This is a genomic window from Streptomyces sp. NPDC088794, assembly GCF_044750545.1.
In the GTDB taxonomy this organism is placed as follows: Bacteria; Actinomycetota; Actinomycetes; order Streptomycetales; family Streptomycetaceae; genus Streptomyces.
Map to the genome: position 1 here is coordinate 139,251 of NZ_JBIVKB010000020.1, position 17,986 is coordinate 157,236.

Annotated in this window: 17 protein-coding genes; 8 read left to right on the plus strand and 9 right to left on the minus strand. The window is 70.5% G+C overall.

Translation table 11 applies throughout. From position 1 onward, the window contains the following. Nucleotide 1 precedes the first annotated feature (1 nt). Both ACIP6U_RS41690 and ACIP6U_RS41695 read right to left on the minus strand, forming a co-directional pair. Nucleotides 2-1,168 (minus strand): hypothetical protein, encoded by a 1,167-nt coding sequence (locus tag ACIP6U_RS41690; RefSeq protein ID WP_401727997.1) that lies wholly within the window; start codon nucleotides 1,166-1,168, stop codon nucleotides 2-4. Then, the gene (locus tag ACIP6U_RS41695; RefSeq protein WP_401727998.1) at nucleotides 1,165-2,106 is read right to left on the minus strand and encodes a 5-dehydro-4-deoxyglucarate dehydratase; all 942 of its coding nucleotides are present in this window, start codon (nucleotides 2,104-2,106) and stop codon (nucleotides 1,165-1,167) included. The genes ACIP6U_RS41690 and ACIP6U_RS41695 overlap by 4 nt, the downstream gene beginning before the upstream one ends. Nucleotides 2,107-2,349: 243 nt before the next feature. On the opposite strand from ACIP6U_RS41695, the gene ACIP6U_RS41700 reads away from it, so the two are divergent. Beyond that, the gene (locus ACIP6U_RS41700; protein ID WP_401727999.1) at nucleotides 2,350-3,174 is read left to right on the plus strand and encodes an NAD-dependent epimerase/dehydratase family protein; all 825 of its coding nucleotides are present in this window, start codon (nucleotides 2,350-2,352) and stop codon (nucleotides 3,172-3,174) included. 28 nt (nucleotides 3,175-3,202) lie between these two features. On the opposite strand, the gene ACIP6U_RS41705 is transcribed toward ACIP6U_RS41700, so the two are convergent. After that, nucleotides 3,203-3,838, minus strand: a complete 636-nt coding sequence (locus tag ACIP6U_RS41705; RefSeq protein WP_401728001.1) for a TetR/AcrR family transcriptional regulator — start codon at nucleotides 3,836-3,838, stop codon at nucleotides 3,203-3,205. Nucleotides 3,839-3,941: 103 nt separating this feature from the next. Between ACIP6U_RS41705 and ACIP6U_RS41710 the strand changes: the two genes are divergently transcribed. The 7 genes from ACIP6U_RS41710 to ACIP6U_RS41740 all read left to right on the plus strand — a co-directional run bounded on the left by ACIP6U_RS41710 (nucleotide 3,942) and on the right by ACIP6U_RS41740 (nucleotide 11,203). Further along, entirely contained in the window at nucleotides 3,942-4,634 is a 693-nt protein-coding gene (locus ACIP6U_RS41710; RefSeq protein WP_401728003.1) for an O-methyltransferase, read from the plus strand. 273 nt (nucleotides 4,635-4,907) lie between these two features. Continuing rightward, entirely contained in the window at nucleotides 4,908-5,678 is a 771-nt protein-coding gene (locus tag ACIP6U_RS41715) for a DeoR/GlpR family DNA-binding transcription regulator (RefSeq protein WP_401728005.1), read from the plus strand. A gap of 77 nt (nucleotides 5,679-5,755) precedes the next feature. Further along, on the plus strand, nucleotides 5,756-7,129 hold the full coding sequence (locus ACIP6U_RS41720; protein ID WP_401728006.1) for an ABC transporter substrate-binding protein: 1,374 nt from the start codon (nucleotides 5,756-5,758) through the stop codon (nucleotides 7,127-7,129). Then, a complete protein-coding gene (locus ACIP6U_RS41725) occupies nucleotides 7,126-8,064 on the plus strand; it encodes a carbohydrate ABC transporter permease (protein ID WP_401728007.1) in 939 nt (312 codons plus the stop codon). The genes ACIP6U_RS41720 and ACIP6U_RS41725 overlap by 4 nt, the downstream gene beginning before the upstream one ends. Beyond that, nucleotides 8,061-8,909, plus strand: coding sequence for a carbohydrate ABC transporter permease (locus ACIP6U_RS41730; RefSeq protein WP_401728009.1), 849 nt, complete (start codon nucleotides 8,061-8,063; stop codon nucleotides 8,907-8,909). Before ACIP6U_RS41725 ends, ACIP6U_RS41730 begins: the two co-directional genes overlap by 4 nt. Then, the gene (locus ACIP6U_RS41735; RefSeq protein ID WP_401728010.1) at nucleotides 8,906-9,895 is read left to right on the plus strand and encodes a zinc-dependent alcohol dehydrogenase family protein; all 990 of its coding nucleotides are present in this window, start codon (nucleotides 8,906-8,908) and stop codon (nucleotides 9,893-9,895) included. The genes ACIP6U_RS41730 and ACIP6U_RS41735 overlap by 4 nt, the downstream gene beginning before the upstream one ends. A gap of 93 nt (nucleotides 9,896-9,988) precedes the next feature. After that, entirely contained in the window at nucleotides 9,989-11,203 is a 1,215-nt protein-coding gene (locus ACIP6U_RS41740) for a TerD family protein (protein ID WP_401728102.1), read from the plus strand. Nucleotides 11,204-11,254: 51 nt separating this feature from the next. On the opposite strand, the gene ACIP6U_RS41745 is transcribed toward ACIP6U_RS41740, so the two are convergent. From ACIP6U_RS41745 to ACIP6U_RS41770, 6 genes are all read right to left on the minus strand, one after another. Further along, entirely contained in the window at nucleotides 11,255-11,833 is a 579-nt protein-coding gene (locus ACIP6U_RS41745) for a TetR/AcrR family transcriptional regulator (protein WP_401728012.1), read from the minus strand. 188 nt (nucleotides 11,834-12,021) lie between these two features. Beyond that, nucleotides 12,022-13,038 (minus strand): 1-aminocyclopropane-1-carboxylate deaminase, encoded by a 1,017-nt coding sequence (locus tag ACIP6U_RS41750; protein WP_401728013.1) that lies wholly within the window; start codon nucleotides 13,036-13,038, stop codon nucleotides 12,022-12,024. A 32-nt stretch (nucleotides 13,039-13,070) separates the two neighbouring features. Further along, the gene (locus tag ACIP6U_RS41755; protein ID WP_401728014.1) at nucleotides 13,071-13,727 is read right to left on the minus strand and encodes a GntR family transcriptional regulator; all 657 of its coding nucleotides are present in this window, start codon (nucleotides 13,725-13,727) and stop codon (nucleotides 13,071-13,073) included. A gap of 132 nt (nucleotides 13,728-13,859) precedes the next feature. Further along, entirely contained in the window at nucleotides 13,860-15,440 is a 1,581-nt protein-coding gene (locus ACIP6U_RS41760) for a TROVE domain-containing protein (RefSeq protein ID WP_401728016.1), read from the minus strand. 342 nt (nucleotides 15,441-15,782) lie between these two features. Next, on the minus strand, nucleotides 15,783-17,255 hold the full coding sequence (locus ACIP6U_RS41765; RefSeq protein WP_401728018.1) for an alkaline phosphatase PhoX: 1,473 nt from the start codon (nucleotides 17,253-17,255) through the stop codon (nucleotides 15,783-15,785). A gap of 232 nt (nucleotides 17,256-17,487) precedes the next feature. Beyond that, complete coding sequence (locus ACIP6U_RS41770; protein ID WP_401728020.1) at nucleotides 17,488-17,976, minus strand: hypothetical protein; 489 nt, start codon at nucleotides 17,974-17,976, stop codon at nucleotides 17,488-17,490. Nucleotides 17,977-17,986: the final 10 nt, after the last annotated feature.

Below are 17,986 nucleotides of genomic sequence, written 5' to 3' on the forward strand. Positions count from 1 at the left end.
CTCAGGACCCGCCGAGCACCGACCGCACGGCCTCCAGGTCCGCGTCCGACCCCAACCCCGCGTGATAGAGCCGCAGTTCCGTGGCTCCCAGCTCCTCCGCCCGTGCCGCGTCCGCGGCGAGCGTCCCCGGGCTGCCGCCCATGCCCGACACGACGGTGAAGTTGGCGGCGATCACCGCGCCCTCGCGGCCCTGCTCGGCGAACGGGGTCAGCAGGCCCGTACCGCCGGTGCAGGGGACGACCACGCCGTCGGCGACCGAGAGGATGTGCGCGGGGTCGACGCCGACGTTGGCGCCGACGTGGTACGTCACCGGGTCGGCGTGCAGCAGCACTTGGAAGCCGTCGGGCGCGGCGGCGCGTACCGCCGCGATCGCCTCCTCCTGGAGCGTGCGGGCCCGTTCGTCGCGCCACGCGCGCGTGGCCGCCGCCTTCTCCTCGCCGAGCAGCTTCTCGACGCCCGTCCAGCCTCCGTCGTCCGGGGCGCCCCGCCACAGCGGCTCCAGTGACTCCCGTACGGCGGCGGCCAGTTCGTCGGCGTCCAGGCCGCCTTGGGCCTCGTAGCCCTCACGGCAGGTGGGGCAGAAGCAGAGCGACATCAGGTACTGGCCGGCGTCGCCGAGGCCGACCCCGGCGGTCTTGTCGTGGGCGTGCAGGTGCTGGAGCCCGTACCAGCCGAGGGATTCGAGTTCGGTGCCGTGCGCGCCGGGGCGGACGGCTGCCTCGGCGGCCAGGTCGACGAGGTACGCGCGCGTGGCGGGCTGGGCGATGCAGGGGGCCCACGGGTAGCGGTCGCCGTAGGCGTTGACGACCGAGGTGTCCGGACGGTCCGCGCCCAGACGGGAGTTGTGCGCGAGGACGACCCAGGTGTGCACCTCCAGGCCCGCGTCCGCGAGGGCGGCGGCGGCCTCGCCGTACGCGTCCCCTGGCGCCCAGTCCCCTGCCGCGTACGGGCGCAGGGTGCGGCCGTTCCAGCGGTCGTCGGCCGGGTAGAGCACGGCCGCGTGTTCGGCGGTGACGATGCGGTGGCGCGGATGGCGTGGGGTCAACGCGCGCGTGGAGTGGTACGCGGAGGCCAGCGTCGCCTGCCGTACCCCGAGCCCGGCGATGAACTCGGCCGCCCCCGGGTCCCCGTTGACGTCCCAGGGGTAGACGAACGCCGACGCCTTCACATGTCCTCCTCGACGAGTGCGTACCCGCGCTCGATCAGCTGGGCGAGCTGCTTCACATGTTCCTCCGCCGGTTCGTGCAGCGGCGGCCGGACCTCCCCCACATCCAGCCCGCGCATCCGCACCCCGGCCTTGACCAGCGAGACGGCGTAACCGCGGCCCTGGGCGCGCAGTTCGACGAAGGGCCGGTAGAAGCCGTCGAGGAGGCGGTTCGCGGTGGCGTCGTCGCCGGTGGCGAGGGCCTGGTGGAAGGCGAGGGCGATCTCGGGGACGAAGCAGAAGACGGCGGAGGAGTAGAGCGTGATGCCGATGCCGCGGTAGGCGAGCTGGGTCTGCTCGGCGGTCGGCAGTCCGTTGAAGTAGAGGAAGTCGCCGGGGACTTCGGTGCGTACGGTGCTCACGATCCGCTGCATGAGGTCGAGGTCGCCGAGCCCGTCCTTGAAGCCGATGATCCCGCCCGTGCGGGCCAGTTCGACCACCGATTCCGGGGTGAACACGGCGTTGTCGCGCTGGTAGACGATCACCGGCAGCTCGGTCGCGGCGGCCACCTCGCGGTAGTGCCGCAGCAGCCCCGCCTGTCCGGCGACCACGAGGTAGGGCGGCATGGCGAGCAGCCCGTCGGCGCCGGCCGCGGCCGCGAGACGCGCGTAGCGGACGGCGAGCGCGGTGCCGTAGCCGGCGCCCGCGACGACCGGCACGCGCCCGTCCGTGGCCTCGACGGCGGCCCGTACACAGGCCTCGAACTCCTCGGGTGTCAGCGCGTGGAACTCTCCGGTGCCGCAGCAGGCGAACACGGCCGCGGCCCCCGCCTCCACCCCGCGCCGCACGTGCGCGCGGTACACGTCGAGATCGACCGAGCCGTCCGGTCCGTAGGCGGTGACGGGGAAGAACAGCGGCCCGCTGGGGATGCTGAGTCGAGCGGCGAGAGGGGCTGGCGTCACGGGCTCTCCCTGGGACAGGCGCGTACGTTCTTCTGATCGATGTCTACATCCCTGAACATCGTCACACTATGGAGCCTGCTCCGGACCGGTCAAGCGCGCAACCGGGCAACACGAGAACGGGAAAGAGGCAGAAAGAGAGTGGATTCGCCGACTCCGCGCAACACTTGACGAAGCACGTGAACGATCCTTAGCGTGTCTATGAATGTGAATGCCGTCCATACATGCGCCCGAGGAGATCCGAGGATGCCCGCTCCCCGCACCGTTCTGCTGACCGGCGCCGCCGGCGGACTAGGCACCCTGATGCGGGAGCTGCTCCCGGCCTACGGCTACGAACTGCGCCTGCTCGACATCCGCCCCGTCGAGGGCGCGCCGGACGCGATCATCGCGGACCTCGCCGACACGGCGGCCCTGCGCGAGGCGGTGCGGGGTGTCGACGCGATCATCCACCTCGCGGGGATCTCCCTGGAAGCCCCCTTCGAGAAGATCCTCAAGGCGAACATCGAGGGGACCTACAACCTGTACGAGGCCGCGCGGAAGGAGGGCGTGGAGCGGATCGTCTTCGCCTCCTCCAACCACGCGGTGGGCTTCACCCCGCGCCCCGAGGGCGAGGCGCCGCACGAGCCGGGCGCGCTGATCCCGATCGACACCCCGCGCCGACCGGACACCTTCTACGGTCTGTCCAAGTCCTTCGGCGAGGATCTCGCGCAGCTCTACTTCGACCGGCACGGTCTGGAGACGGTGTCGGTGCGCATCGGCTCCTGCTTCCCGGAGCCGTCCAGCGTGCGCATGCTGTCGGTGTGGATGAGCCCGGCCGACGGCGCCCGCCTCTTCCACGCGGCCCTCACCGCAGAGAACGTCGGCCACACCGTCGTCTACGGCTCCTCCGCCAACACCCGCCTGTGGTGGGACCTTTCGACCGCAAGGGCGCTCGGCTACGACCCGCAGGACGACTCGGAGCCGTACGCGGAGAAGCTGATCGCCGACCAGGGCGAGCTGGACCCGGCGAACGTGGCGCACGCCTATCTGGGCGGCCACTTCGTCAACGACCCGCCGATCTGGCCGTACTGAGCACCCGCAGCCGTCTTGAACACCTGCGTCAGCCGAGCCCGTGCCGGCGCAGGAACGCGTCGGCCAGGCCGTCGGTGAACGCCTCGCCGATCGGCTCGTCACTCACCAGTACGCGGTAGTAGAGCGGACCCACGAGCCGGCTCGCCTCCGCCTCGATGTCGAGGCCGGCGGGCAACAGGCCCGCGTCCAGGGCGCGTTGCAGCACCTCCCGGTCGCGGAGGCGCTGCGGGCCCAGGCACCTGGAACGGAAGTCGCGGGCGAACGCCGGATCCAGCTGGGCCTGCGCGATCAGCGCCCGGAAGACGGCTCCGGGGTCCGACTCGCCCAGGAACCAGGCCAGTTGGCGCAGGTAGTCGCGCAGGTCGCGGGCGAGGTCGCCGGTGTGGGGCGGGGTCAGATCCTCGACGGCATCCTGGAGAAGCGCGTCCATGAGGATGTCCGTCTTGGCGCTCCACCACCGGTAGAGGGTCTGCTTGGCCACGCCCGCCCGCGCCGCGATGCCCTCCATCGTGACGGCCGCGAAGCCCTTCTCGACCAGCAGGTCGTCGGCCGCCTCCAGCACCGCCTGCCGGGCCTCCTCGCTGCGCCCGTGCCGGTTGCCGTGGTGCCGCCGCCCGGTGCCGCCGGTGCCGCCCGACTCCTCGGCGCGCGCAACAGATGTCATCCCGCCTCCCTCACCCTGGCGATTCCTCACCTCACCGGCCGATCGCCCCGCTGAGGATATTCCTTCTAGAATTGACGCAACGTTGCGTCTACTCTAGACCGCCATGACACCAAGCAACTCGACAACGCCCACACCCACCACCACCCACTCCCTCGCCGACCCCCGCATCAAGGCCGTCCTCAGCCGCCTCTTCGAGGGCGCCGAGCAGGACGGCACCACCGCCGCCCGCATGGGCGAGGCCCTTCCCGACGATTTCGGGTCCCTCTCACCCCAGGAGCAGGCCGACGCGGCGGCCGGGATCTACATGCCGATCTCCGCCGCGGGCGGAACGCTGCTCTACAACCTGGTGCGGGCCGTGCGCCCGGCCACGGTGGTCGAGTTCGGCATGTCCTTCGGGATCTCCACGCTGTACCTGGCCGCGGCCGTACGGGACAACGGCACCGGACGGGTCGTGACCACGGAGCTCAGCGCGGACAAGATCGCCGCGGCCCGCGCGACCTTCGCCGAGGCAGGCCTGGACGACCTGATCACCGTGCTGCCGGGCGACGCCCGCGACACCCTCGGCGCCCTGGAGCCTGCCCCGGACCTCCTGCTCCTGGACGGCTGGAAGGACCTCTGCCTGCCCGTCCTGCGCCTGCTGGAGCCGCGCCTGCGCCCCGGCACGCTCGTCGTGGCCGACGATGTCGACCTGCCGAACCTGCGCCCGTATCTCGACCACGTACGTGATCCGGCGAACGGCTACGAGAGCGTCACGTTTCCGGTCGAGGACGGCATGGAGATCAGCTGCCGGCTCTGAGCGACGGCGTGAAAGAGACGCTCCTGGACGGCGGGCGGGCACCGAACGGGCCCGCCCGCCCGGGTGTTCGGGCAGTCGGCGTGCCCGTTCCCACGCCCTCGGCGGCTGCCGCGCAGGTCCGAGGCGGGCACTCCGCCCGGCAAACGGGCACACACGGGCAGCATCGGACCCGCAACAGACCTGGTCAGTGGTGGAATGCCGCTGTACAACTTCCTCCAAGGGCCGCACCGGGCCCGAACGGGCAAAGGCGCGCGTGGGAAGCAGGTGTCGGCCATGGAAGCGAGAACGGCGGAAGAACGCCAGCGGGAGATCGTGCGGGCCGCGCGTGCCGGCGGATCCGTCGACGTCACCGCGCTCGCCGCCGAACTGGGCGTGGCCAAGGAGACCGTACGACGGGATCTGCGCGCCCTGGAGGACCACGGCCTGGTCCGCCGTACGCACGGCGGGGCGTACCCCGTGGAGAGCGCCGGGTTCGAGACGACGCTCGCCTTCCGCGCCACCAGTCACGTACCCGAGAAGCGCCGGATCGCGGCCGCCGCGGCCGAGCTGCTCGGGGACGCCGAGACCGTCTTCGTCGACGAGGGCTTCACCCCCCAGCTCATCGCCGAGGCACTGCCCAGGGAGCGGCCGCTGACCGTGGTCACCGCGTCCCTGCCGGTCGCGGGCGTGCTCGCCGAGTCCGAGAACACCTCGGTCCTGCTGCTCGGCGGCCGGGTCCGGCACGGCACCCTCGCCACCGTCGACCACTGGACCACGAAGATGCTGGCCGGGTTCGTCATCGACCTGGCCTACATCGGCGCCAACGGCATCTCCCGCGAACACGGCCTGACCACGCCCGACCCCGCGGTCAGCGAGGTCAAGGCGCAGGCCATCCGTGCGTCCCGCCGCACGGTCTTCGCGGGCGTGCACACCAAGTTCGGGGCGGTCAGCTTCTGCCGGTTCGCGGAGATCGGCGCGCTGGAGACGATCGTCACGAGCACGCTGCTCCCGTCGGCCGAGGCCCACCGCTACTCACTGCTCGGGCCACAGGTCATCCGCGTCTGAAAGTCCAACTGACACACCTGAGGGCACATCCATGCCCTGATGAACCCTCTTTCTCCTCATACGTCCAGGAGCGATCCATGCGAACCCAGAGCCGACGACGGCCCGCGCGAGCCACGCTCGCCATGGCCGCCGCAGGGACGCTGCTCGCCCCGCTGCTCTCCGGCTGTTGGGTCGGGGCAGGCGGGTCCGGTTCCGGCGGCAACTCCGTCAACGTCCTGATGGTCAACAACCCGCAGATGGTGGAGCTGCAGAAACTCACCGCCTCGCACTTCACCAAGGAGACCGGCATCAAGGTGAACTTCACCGTGCTGCCGGAGAACGACGTCCGCGACAAGATCAGCCAGGACTTCGCCAACCAGGCCGGCCAGTACGACGTGGCGACGCTCAGCAACTACGAGATCCCGATCTACGCCAAGAACGGCTGGCTGCACGAGATGAACTCGTACGTGGCCAAGGACCCCGGCTACGACGAGCAGGACGTCCTCAAGCCGATGCGGCTGTCGCTCACGGCCGACGACGGCAAGCTCTACGGCCAGCCCTTCTACGGCGAGTCGTCCTTCCTGATGTACCGCAAGGACGTGTTCGCCAAGGAGGGCCTGACCATGCCGGCCCACCCCACCTGGACCCAGATCGCCGACCTGGCCGCGAAGGTGGACGGCGCCGAGCCCGACATGAAGGGCATCTGCCTGCGCGGACTGCCCGGTTGGGGCGAGGTGATGGCCCCGCTCACGACGGTGGTGAACACCTTCGGCGGCACCTGGTTCACCAAGGACTGGAAGGCGCAGCTGAACTCCCCCGAGTTCGAGAAGGCGACGAAGTTCTACGTCGACCTGGTCCGCAAGCACGGCGAGTCCGGCGCCGCCCAGTCCGGGTTCGCCGAGTGCCTCAACAACATGACCCAGGGCAAGGTCGCCATGTGGTACGACGCCACCAGCGCGGCCGGCTCCCTGGAGGCCTCGGACTCCCCCGTCAAGGGCAAGCTCGGCTACGCTCCGGCGCCGGTCGAGAAGACCGACTCCTCGGGCTGGCTCTACACCTGGGCCTGGGGCATCCAGAAGGCGTCCCGCAACCCCGACAAGGCCTGGCAGTTCGTCTCCTGGGCGTCCAGCAAGCAGTACGAGGAACTGGTCGGCGAGACCAGTGGCTGGCCCAACGTGCCTGCCGGCAAGCGCGCTTCGACGTACGCGAACGCCGACTACCGCAAGTCCGCCGCCTCCTTCCAGGAGATGACGAAGGAGGCCATCGAGGGCGCCAAGCCCGATGACCCGGGGGTGCAGCCGCGCCCCGCACCCGGCATCCAGTTCGTCGGCATCCCGGAGTTCACCGACCTCGGCACCAAGGTCTCCCAGGAGATCAGCGCGGCCATCGCCGGACGCCAGTCCGTCGACTCGGCCCTGAAGAAGGCCCAGAAACTCGCCGAGAAGATCTCGAAGGAGTACGAGGGGCGATGAGCGCAACGACAACGGCCCCCCTGGCCGCAACTCCCGTACGCACCACCCACCAGCCCCCCGCCCGGCTGCGCGCCTGGGCCACCCGGGCCCCGCTGCTGCCCGCCCTGGTCTTCATGATCGTGGTGACCCAGCTGCCGTTCGTGGCGACCCTGGTCATCTCGTTCTTCGACTGGAACGCGCTGTACCCGGACGCCCGGCACTTCACCGGCGTCGACAACTACCAGGAGGTCCTGAGCGACCCGGACCTGCGCCACTCGGTGTGGACGACGGTCCTGCTGACGGTCGCGGTCGTGCTGGTCAGCCTGATCCTCGGGCTGGTCCTCGCGCTGCTCCTGGACCGCAGGTTCCGCGGCCGGGGCTTCGTCCGCACCCTGCTGATCGCGCCCTTCCTGGTCGTCCCGGTGGCCGCCGCGCTGCTGTGGAAGCACGTGCTCTACAACCCCGAATACGGCTTGCTGAACGGGTTGTTGCACTACGTCGGCGGGCCGCAGCCGGACTGGATCTCCAACACCCCGCTGCTCGCCGTGGAGGCCTCGCTGGTCTGGCAGTGGACACCGTTCATGATGCTGATCCTGCTGGCCGGCCTACAGAGCCGGGACAACGAGCAGATGGAGGCGGCCCGGGTCGACGGCGCGAGCGACTGGCAGGTCTTCCGCTATCTGACGCTGCCGCACCTGCGCCGCTACCTCGAACTCGGCGCGCTGCTGGGCTCGATCTACATCGTGCAGAACTTCGACGCGGTCTTCACCATCACGTCCGGCGGCCTGGGCACCGCCAACCTGCCCTACACCGTCTACCAGACCTTCTACCAGGCCCACGAGAACGGCCTCGCCTCGGCCGCCGGCGTCCTGGTGGTCATCGGCTCGATCATCATCGCGACCTTCGCCCTGCGCGTGGTGTCGTCCCTGTTCCGCGAGGAGGTGTCCCGCGCATGAGTTCCGTCGCCGTACGAACCTCCGCACGCCGCAAGGGAGTCGGGCTCGGTCTGGTCGCCTGGATCCTCGGCATCGTCTTCTTCCTGCCCATCGCCTGGATGGCGCTGACGTCCTTCCACTCGGAGACGGACGCGGCGAAGAACCCGCCCGCCTTCGGTGCCTCGCTCACCCTGGACGGCTATCGCGACTTCTTCGGCACCGGCGGCGGCGCGAGCCCCTGGCCGGCGCTGGCCAACTCGGTCGTGGCGTCGGTGGCTTCGACGCTCTTCGTCCTGGTGCTCGCGCTCCCGGCGGCGTACGCGCTGTCGCTGCGGCCGGTGAAGAAGTGGACGGACGTCCTGTTCTTCTTCCTGTCCACGAAGATGCTGCCGGTGGTGGCGGGCCTGCTGCCGATCTACCTGTTCGCCAAGAACACCGACATGCTGGACAACATCTGGCTGCTGGTCATCCTCTACACCTCCATGAACCTGCCGATCGCGGTGTGGATGATGCAGTCGTTTTTGGCCGAGGTCCCGGTGGCGATCATCGAGGCGGCGCGGGTGGACGGAGCACGCCTGCCGACGATCCTCACGCGCGTGGTGGCCCCGATCGCCCTCCCGGGCATCGCGGCGACCTCCCTGATCTGCTTCATCTTCAGCTGGAACGAACTCCTCTTCGCCCGGGTCCTGACCGGGGTGGTGGCGGAGACCGCGCCCGTCTTCCTGACCGGCTTCATCACCAGCCAGGGCCTGTTCCTGGCGAAGGTGTGCGCCGCGTCGCTCGTGATCTCCCTGCCGGTGCTCGCCGCGGGGTTCGCCGCCCAGGACAAGCTGGTCCAGGGCCTGTCGCTGGGAGCCGTCAAATGAAGGCCGCCGTCATCGAGTCCGTGGGCCGCGCCGTCGTCACCGAGGTCCCCGACCCGACACCCGGCCCGCGCGAGGTCGTCGTGGAGGTCGCCGCGTGCGGCCTCTGCGGGACCGATCTGCACATCCTCCAGGGCGAGTTCGCGCCCAAACTGCCGATCGTTCCGGGGCACGAGTTCGCGGGCCAGGTGGTCGGGGTCGGCACCCAGGTCACGGAGTTGGCGATCGGCGACCGGGTCGCGGTCGACCCGTCGCTCTACTGCCACGAGTGCCGCTACTGCCGCGACGGACACAACAACCTGTGCGAGCGATGGGCCGCGATCGGCGTCACCACGGCGGGCGGCGCCGCCCAGTTCGCGGTGGCACCCGTGGCGAACTGCGTGAAACTCCCCGAGCACGTCCGCACCCAGGACGCGGCCCTGGTGGAGCCCCTGTCGTGCGCGGTGCGCGGCTACGACGTCCTCAAGTCACGCCTCGGCGCGCACGTCCTGATCTACGGCTCGGGAACGATGGGCCTGATGATGCTGGAACTCGCCAAGCGGACCGGCGCGGCCAGCGTCGACGTCGTGGACCTGAACGCGGCCCGTCTGGAGACGGCCGTACGCCTCGGGGTGTCGGGGTCGGCGGCGAACCCGGACGAGCTGGACCGACCGCAGGGCTGGGACGTCGTGATCGACGCGACGGGCAACGCGGCGGCCATCCAGGACGGCCTGGACCGGGTGTCCAAGGCGGGCACGTTCCTCCAGTTCGGCGTGGCCGACTACGCGACGCGCGTGACCATCGACCCGTACCGCATCTACAACCAGGAGATCACCATCACGGGTTCGATGGCCGTGCTCCACAGCTTCGAACGCGCGGCGGAACTCTTCGCGAACGGGGTCCTGGACCCGGAGATCTTCATCAGCGACCGGATCCCGCTGGAGCGGTATCCGGAGGCGCTGGAGCAGTTCGCGGCGGGGGTGGGGCGGAAGATCATCGTCGTGCCGTAGGGGTACTGACCTGCTCTTTCGGGGAACGGGCGGATTGGCCGCTTGGTAAGGGAACAGTAAAGCGGCCTCGCTCGTTCTCCCGGCATGACAGCTATGACCCCCGGCTCGAACATCCCTCTCTCCACCGCCCGCGTCGCGGTGGACGTCGCCGCCCCGGTGCGGCTCGACGTTTCGGGCCTGCTGCTCACCGCCGACGGCAAGGTGCGCTCGGACGACGACTTCATCTTCTACAACCAGCCGAACGGACCGGGTGTGACGTACCGGTCGGGCGGCGGTACGGCACCGGACGCGATCGTCGTCGACACGGCGGCGGTCCCGCCCGGCATCGAGAAGATCGTGGTCACCGCCAGCCCGGACGCCCAGGGCCAGACCTTCCAGGGCATCGAGCCGACGGCCACGATCCGCGGCGCGGACGACAACAGCGTGCTGGCCACGTTCACGCCCCCGCAGCTCGGCACCGAGACGGCACTGGTGATCGTGGAGATCTACCTGCGCAACGGCGCGTGGAAGGCCCGCGCGGTCGGCCAGGGCTACTCCAACGGCCTCGCGGGCATCGCCACCGACTTCGGCGTCTCGGTGGAGGAGCCGGCCCCGGCGCCGGCCGCCCCGCCGCAGCCCACGCCCACGCCCACGCTCCAGACGCCGGTGGCCCCGCCGGCCCCGTCGCTGTCCCGCACCCCGCCGCCCCCGGCCGCGCCGCCCGCCCCCGCTGCCCCCGCCCCGGGCACCGGCAAGATCAACCTCGACAAGGGCCGCGTCAGCCTCCAGAAGAACCAGACGGTCTCCCTGGTCAAGGGCGGCCGTCCGCTGCTCTCCCAGGTCAAGATGGGCCTCGGCTGGGAGCCCGCCTACCGCGGCAAGGACATCGACCTCGACGCGTCGGTCATCGCCTACGGCCCGCAGCGCAACCACATCGACAGCTGCTACTTCGGCAAGCTGTCGATCCTGAACGGCGCGATCAAGCACTCCGGCGACAACCTCACGGGCGAGGGCGGTGGCGACGACGAGGTGATCGTGGTCGACCTCGGCCGCATCCCCCAGGAGGTCAGCGGCCTGGTCTTCACGGTCAACTCCTTCACCGGCCAGAAGTTCACCGAGGTCGCCAAGGCCTACTGCCGCCTGATCGACGCCGCCACCGGCGAGGAACTCGTCCGCTTCGACCTCACCAACGCCGAGGCCCAGACGGGCGTCATGATGGCGAAGCTCGTCCGGCAGTTCTCCGGCGAGTGGGACATGACCGCCATGGGCAACTTCGTGAAGTCGCGCACGGTACGGGGGATGGTGAAGCCGGCGGCCCAGTCGCTGTAAGCAGCCCTACGACCGCTGCGGGCGCCCCTTCCGAGGGGCGCCCGGCGTTTTTCACTCCCCGGCCGCGGGCCGCAGCCCGTCCGTCAGCAGCGACAGATATCGGCGGATGAACTTCCCCTGGCCGTCCGCCAGTTCGGAAGCCGTGGACACCCCGTGGGCCAGCCGCAGGATCTCGATCGGCTCGACGTCCTGACGCAGGGTTCCCTCCCGCTGTGCCGCCTCGACCAGCCGCTGCGCCGCGCCCTTCATCGAGCCCGCGCAGGCCGTCAACGCGGCCTCGCCGCCGTCCGTGACCGCGGAGCCCAACAGGGCCTTCATACCGCGCACCTGGATCATGCCGAGGCCGACCCAGTACAGCCACTCGACCAGCGCCTCGCCCGGCGGGAGCTCCTTCGCGATCTCGTCCGCGCGGGACGCGAGCGCCTGGATCCGCTCGACGTAGGCAGCCTCAAGCAGCGCCTGCCGGGTCGGGAAGTGGCGGTACAAGGTCCCCGAGCCGACCCCCGCGCGCTTCGCGATGTCGTCGAGCGACGCGTTCTCCCCGTGCTCGGCGAACGCCTCGGCCGCCACCTTCAGCAGCCGGTCGTAATTACGCCGTGCGTCCGCGCGCATGGGCCTGACCTGCGCCATCCAGATACTCCTTGCGAACCGGGGACTCTCTCCGTATCTTACCGAGCACTAAACGGAGAAAGTCCCCGGTTATCACTGTGTCTGTGACGGACAGTCCGTGCTGCCCGCACACCGCTCAGCCGGGGACGCCAGACCGGGAGAACTCCATGTCCACCCCGCAGGAAGGCCGAGGCGGCCGCCAAGGCTCCCTAGAACAGGGCGCTGTACGCGTTCAGCGCGGGCTGTCCGCCGAGATGGGCGTAGAGCACGGTGGAGTCGGCGGCGATCTCACCGCGGGCGACCAGGTCGATCATCCCGGCCATCGACTTGCCCTCGTACACGGGGTCGGTGACCATGCCCTCGGTGCGGGCGGCGAGGCGCATCGCCTCCAGGGTGGTCTCGTCCGGGATGCCGTAGATCCCCGCGTGGTAGCGGTCGTCGAGTTCGACGTCGTCGATGGTCAACTCCCGCTCGACCCCGATCAGTCGGCCGGTGCCCTGCGCGATGCGGGCCACCTGCTCGCGGGTCTCGGCGGGCTTCGCCGAGGCGTCGATGCCGAGCACGCGACGCTCACGCCCGCCCGCCTCCTCGATCGCCCGGAACCCCGCGACCATGCCGGCCTGCGTGGAACCCGTCACCGAGCACACCACCACGGTGTCGAAGAAGACCCCCAGCTCCCGCTCCTGCTCGGCGACTTCGTGGGCCCAGTTGGCGAAGCCGAGGCCGCCGAGCGGGTGGTCGGAGGCGCCGGCCGGGATGGCGTACGGCGTGCCGCCCGATTCCTCGACCTCGCGCAGCGCCTGCTCCCAGCTCTCCTTGAAGCCGATACCGAACCCGGCCTTCACCAGCCGTACGTCCGCCCCGGCGAGCCGGCTGATCAGGATGTTGCCGACCTTGTCGTAGACGGAGTCGGGCCACTCCACCCAACTCTCCTGTATCAGCACGCACTTGAGCCCGGCACGGGCGGCGCAGGCCGCGACCTGACGGGTGTGGTTGGACTGCACCCCGCCGATCGAGACAAGGGTGTCGCAGCCCTTGGCGATCGCGTCGGCGACCAGGTACTCCAGCTTGCGGGTCTTGTTCCCGCCGTACGCCACACCGGAGTTGCAGTCCTCGCGCTTGGCCCACAGGGCGGCGCCGCCGAGGTGGGCGGTGAGGCGCTCCAGCGGGTGCACCGGGGAGGGGCCGAAGAGGAGCGGGTAACGGTCGTACGAGGAAAGGGACATGCTGCCTCCGGGGTCGGGCGGGGTCTGCGGGGTCAGGCGGGATCCGCCGGGTCGGCCAGATCGGCCAGGGTGTGCCAGATGGCGACCGTGACCAGGACCGCGCCCTCGGTGTCACCGTCCGCGCAGGCCTCGATCAGCCGCTCGTGCAGTCCGGCCGAACGGCACGAGCCGCCCTCGCCGAAGCGCCGTCGCTCGAGGCGGCGGATGAGCGGGGTGTAGCGGGCGACGGTGGCGGCGGCGGCGCGATTGCCGCTCACCCGCACCAGTACGTCGTGGAGTTCGTCGTCGGCGCGCAGGGCCGCGTCCACGTCACCGCCGGCCACGGCGAGGGCGAACCGGCCGTTGGCCGCGCGCATCACGTCAAGGTCCGCCGCCCGCAAGCGGGGTACGGCGACCCGGGTCACCAACTCGTGCATCGCGCCGACCACGGCGGCCGCATCCCGCACCTCGGCGGCCACGACCGGCGTCACCCGCGTATAGCTCTGCGGCTTGCTCTCCAGCAGCCCCTCGTCCACCAGCCGCGAGAACGCCTCCCGCACCGGCGCCCGCGACAGCCCGAGCCGCTCGGCGAGATCGGCGTCGCGCACCACGGTGCCGGGCTCGATCTCCCCGGCCACGATGGCGTCGCGGATCACTTCGTAGGCGCGGTCCCTGAGGAGGGTGCGCGGGACGGGTCGTAGAGCCTCCATGAACTGAAATGTTAGATGTCAATCTCTCGGAGGACAAGAGGAGCAAGGGAGGGCATGGGAGGGCATGGGCGGTGAGCAGGGAATGGAAGTGGCCCGCACCCCCCGTATGAAGTGCGGGCCACGCTTCGGTGCTCAGGCCGCCCAGGGCCAGTCGGCGTCCTGGGCCGCCTCGAGCAGCGGCACCATCCGGAAGGCCGCGTCGCCGAGGCCTCCGAAGGTGTGCCGGTTCGCCTTGCCCGACGGGCCGTGGCCCGCCCGGTACCCGGCGAGGTTCCAGGTGTAGACCGGGATGTGCGCCGGCACCTGCTCGGTCGGGTCACCGTGCCGGTGGTAGGCGTACTGCTCGTCGGTGACGATCAGCACCCGGTCCTGTCCCCGGTAGTGCGCGCGGACCGCCGAGGTGGTGTCGGTGCCGCCCAGGCTGCCGAAGCGGTCCAGGATCTTCAGCACCGACTCGTCCCGGCGGAAGTCCAGCCGCCGGTTGGTGGTGCCGAACTCGACGAGATCCGCGTCCGCCGCCCGCAGCGCGAGCGCCGTGCCGAAGATCGCCGCCGCGTCGGCCCGGTTGAGCTCCGAGCGGTCGGACAGCCGCGCCCACATCGAGCCCGAACGGTCCACGAGGACCAGCGTCCGGCCGGGCAGCGCGGGCACGTTGGCCAGCGAGTGCCCGAGCGCCCGCTCCAGCGGGTACGCCCAGCGCAGCGAGGGCGCGTGGCGGTACGCCGCCAGGTACCGGAACGGGAACTGCCGCGAGCGTGCGACCTCCGCCGGGTCGCTGATCCGCGCGGCGACCCGCTCCGCGACCTCGTCGGACACACCGGCCTGGTCGAAGTTGCGCAGGTTGCGGACGAGCGCCATGGCGCCCATGGACGGGATGACCGCCTCCCAGGCGGCCTTGTCCATCGGCCCCTGGAGCCAGCCGGCCAGCGCCTCCCACGTCACCCCGGCCTCGGCGAGCCGCTCGGCACCGCCCTCGGACGTGACGAGGGCACGCCGGTCCTCGACCGGCAGGGCCATCAGCTCGCGGTGCGCGACCAGCGTCCGGCTCGACGTGGGCGGCAGCGCGGTGTCCGGGTTGTGCCGACGGTCGAGGGCGTACCGGAACAGCTCGCCCTGCCACGGCTTGTCCGGGTCCGGGGCCGCGTGCACGAGGTTGAGGATGTCGCCGAAGCGGTAGCCCTTGGACACGGTGTCGTACTTCAGCAGCGACTTGCCGCTGTAGAGCCGCTGTACTGCGTCGGCGATCCCGCGCTTGACGGGCTTGGGGACGGCACGGCCGTACTGGGCGGTCCAGTACGCGAGCAGTTCGCCGGGCTCGTCGGGGCGGCGCAGTACGGAGGCCACGACCGTGCGGTTCGACGGGCCGTCGGTGACGCCGGCGTCGAGGCGTGCCTTGACGTACTCGGCGGCGCCCACGATCGAGGCGGTACGCAGGTTGCCCTCGCCGCGCAGCCAGTCGAGCAGCCCCGCGGTCCAGGCCGGGTCCTCGACGGCGAGCCGGCGCACCAGCCGCGCGTAGCGGTCGTCGCGGTCGGTGCCGGTCTCGTAAAAGGTCTGCTGGGACACGAAGTTGGCGATCGCGAGCAGGAAGAGCTCGGAGCGCGCGTCCCGCTCACGGCCACGGCCGCCCTCGTAGGTACGGAGCACCCGGCCCGTGGAGGTGACGCGGGAGACGGGCTGCGCGCGGGCGGACTTCCTGTTGAATCGAGACATGCTGAATTCCCCCGAATTCACTGCGTTTTCGGAGGGAGTGCGCGGCGGTAGGTGGGCGCCCGAGTTCAGAGAGCGGCGACGGACTTATCCAGATGCTCTACCCAATTGAGCTACACCGACCCGAAGTCGATGACGGGACTTGAACCCGCAACCCTCTGATCCAATGAAGTAACCGTTGCCTGCGCACCGGGCACCCACCATGAGCTGCGCCTCCCGAGATCAAGTCGACGGCGGTGTTGGATTCTTTTTCGAGAAGAAGTAACCGCTGCCTTCGCACCGGGAGGTGCGTGCTGTCGTGATCTCAGAGTAGGAGGCACAGTCGATGGTGGGCGACCGAATTAACTAGCCGCGCTGCTGCCGCTTCCAGGGGCCGGTGATCGCCAACATGATGCCGGGCGTCTGGATGTTGGCGAAGAGGGTCTTTCCGTCGGGCGAGAAGGTGACGCCGGTGAACTCGCTGTACTCGGGCTTCTCCGCGGTGCCGATGTTGAGTTCGTTGCGGGCGATCGGGTAGGTCCGGCCGCTGTCGGTCGCGCCGAAGAGGTGCTGGATGCCCTCGCCGTCCTCGGCGATGACGAGACCGCCGTACGGGGAGACGGTGATGTTGTCCGGGCCGTCGAAGTTGCCGTCGACGGAGGGGTCCGGGTTGACGCCGATCAGGACCTTGAGGGTCAGGGTGCGGCGCTTGGGGTCGTAGAACCAGACGGCTCCGTCGTGCTGGACGGGGCTCTCGGTGCGGGCGTACGAGGAGACGATGTACGTGCCGCCGTCACCCCACCACATGCCTTCCAGCTTGCGGGCGCGGGTGACCTCGCCGGCGGCGAACTGCTTGCGCACGGAGGTGGTCCTGGCGTCGCGGTCGGGTACGTCGACCCAGTCGACGCCGTAGACCGTGCCGATCTTCGTGGCGCGGGAGAGGTCGTCGACGAACTTGCCGCCGGAGTCGAAGCACTTGAAGGCCTGGAGCACGCCCGCGTCGTCGGCGAGGGTGCGCAGCCTGCCGCGGCCGTGGTGGAAGTGCTCCGGCGGGGTCCAGCGGTAGAGCAGGCCGTTGGGGCCGGACGCGTCCTCGGTCAGGTAGAGGTGGCCGCGCTTGGGGTCGACGACGACGGCCTCGTGGGCGTAGCGGCCAAGTGCCTTGATGGGCTTGGGGTTTCTGTTGGCGCGGCGGTCGGCGGGGTCGACCTCGAAGACGTAACCGTGGTCCTTGGTGAAGCCGTTGGTGCCGGTCTTGTCCTCGGTCTCCTCGCAGGTGAGCCAGGTGTCCCAAGGGGTGTTGCCGCCCGCGCAGTTGGTGGCGGTGCCGGCGATGCCGACCCACTCGGCGACATGGCCGCCGGGGCGGACCTCGACGACCGTGCAGCCGCCGGCCGCGGCCGGGTCGTAGACGAGTCCGTCGATGAGCGGCACCGGGTGCGGCCACTGGGCGCGGGGGCCGGCCAGTTCGTGGTTGTTGACCAGGAGGGTCGTGCCGCGGGGGCCGTCGAAGGTGGACGTGCCGTCGTGGTTGGAGGGGGTGAACTCGCCGGACTCCAGCTTGGTCCGGCCGCTGTAGGTGATGACGCGGTACTTGAAGCCGGCGGGCAGTGCGAGCAGGCCCTTGGGGTCGGTGATCAGCGGCCCGTAGCCGACTCCGCCGTGCCCGTGCCCGTGGCCGTGGCCGTGGCCGTCCGCCGACACTCCCTCGGTGCCCTCGGCGTCCGTGGACGCGAGGGCGTTGGGGGCCGTGGCCAGCGCGCCGACGGTGCCGGCGAGCGCGACACCGGCACCGGTGACCGCGGATTTGGTGGCGAAGTCCCTGCGACTGAGCGACATGGTGTCTCCTGTGACGGTGGGTATGCCGTGGAGGGTGGCGGACCTCGGGTCGGCGCCACAGTCGCGCCCACGGCTGAACGGGAGTTGAACACCGGGCGTCTGCGCGGGACACGCTTCCATGAATCCGTACGGACCGGACCACGGGAGTCAAAAGAACCTCTCGCCCGGGTAACGGCACTGGCGGATGACGAGCGATCGGGCGAATCCTCACAAAGAGGACCGGCCGGTGCGGCTACGACGCGCCGAGCACCGACACGGTCACGCCGAAGCAGAGCATGAGGCCGGTCCAGGGCATGGCGTGCCGCAGATGGCGGTTCTTGGCGTGCGCGATGGCGCCCAACACCCGTGCCATGTCCCACAGTTGCGCGCACAGCAGGCTCGGGTCGGCGGCGGGCGGGATGTCCAGGCCCATGAAGCCGAAGGGGCTCAGCGGGAGGGGTACGTCCAACCGGGGCCGCATCGCCAGGGCGAGATGGAAGCCGGAGATCAGGAACGTAAGGGCGAACAGGGCCAGGACGACGTCGGCGACCGCCCCGTGCCGGCGCCCGTCGCCCGTACCGAGGGCGGTCACCACCGCGACCACTCCCCCGGTGTGCACCACCAGCATGCTGTTGACCTTGGCGTCGGCCTCCTGGACATAGCCCTGGAAGGCGGACAGCGCCCCCAGCCCCGCCGCCACGGCGATCTCGACCGTCCTGGTGCCCCCGTGGTCCGTCATCATGGCCGCCCTC

Excerpts from the sequence above, each read along its gene's own strand:
- ACIP6U_RS41720 (WP_401728006.1), top strand. The coding sequence starts at position 5,756 with ATGCGAACCCAGAGCCGACGACGGCCCGCGCGAGCCACGCTCGCCATG.
- ACIP6U_RS41740 (WP_401728102.1), top strand. The coding sequence starts at position 9,989 with ATGACCCCCGGCTCGAACATCCCTCTCTCCACCGCCCGCGTCGCGGTG.
- ACIP6U_RS41710 (WP_401728003.1), top strand. The coding sequence starts at position 3,942 with ATGACACCAAGCAACTCGACAACGCCCACACCCACCACCACCCACTCC.
- ACIP6U_RS41765 (WP_401728018.1), bottom strand. The coding sequence starts at position 17,255 with ATGTCGCTCAGTCGCAGGGACTTCGCCACCAAATCCGCGGTCACCGGT.
- ACIP6U_RS41760 (WP_401728016.1), bottom strand. The coding sequence starts at position 15,440 with ATGTCTCGATTCAACAGGAAGTCCGCCCGCGCGCAGCCCGTCTCCCGC.
- ACIP6U_RS41770 (WP_401728020.1), bottom strand. The coding sequence starts at position 17,976 with ATGATGACGGACCACGGGGGCACCAGGACGGTCGAGATCGCCGTGGCG.
- ACIP6U_RS41715 (WP_401728005.1), top strand. The coding sequence starts at position 4,908 with ATGGAAGCGAGAACGGCGGAAGAACGCCAGCGGGAGATCGTGCGGGCC.
- ACIP6U_RS41700 (WP_401727999.1), top strand. The coding sequence starts at position 2,350 with ATGCCCGCTCCCCGCACCGTTCTGCTGACCGGCGCCGCCGGCGGACTA.
- ACIP6U_RS41730 (WP_401728009.1), top strand. The coding sequence starts at position 8,061 with ATGAGTTCCGTCGCCGTACGAACCTCCGCACGCCGCAAGGGAGTCGGG.
- ACIP6U_RS41755 (WP_401728014.1), bottom strand. The coding sequence starts at position 13,727 with ATGGAGGCTCTACGACCCGTCCCGCGCACCCTCCTCAGGGACCGCGCC.
- ACIP6U_RS41750 (WP_401728013.1), bottom strand. The coding sequence starts at position 13,038 with ATGTCCCTTTCCTCGTACGACCGTTACCCGCTCCTCTTCGGCCCCTCC.
- ACIP6U_RS41745 (WP_401728012.1), bottom strand. The coding sequence starts at position 11,833 with ATGGCGCAGGTCAGGCCCATGCGCGCGGACGCACGGCGTAATTACGAC.
- ACIP6U_RS41735 (WP_401728010.1), top strand. The coding sequence starts at position 8,906 with ATGAAGGCCGCCGTCATCGAGTCCGTGGGCCGCGCCGTCGTCACCGAG.
- ACIP6U_RS41705 (WP_401728001.1), bottom strand. The coding sequence starts at position 3,838 with ATGACATCTGTTGCGCGCGCCGAGGAGTCGGGCGGCACCGGCGGCACC.
- ACIP6U_RS41725 (WP_401728007.1), top strand. The coding sequence starts at position 7,126 with ATGAGCGCAACGACAACGGCCCCCCTGGCCGCAACTCCCGTACGCACC.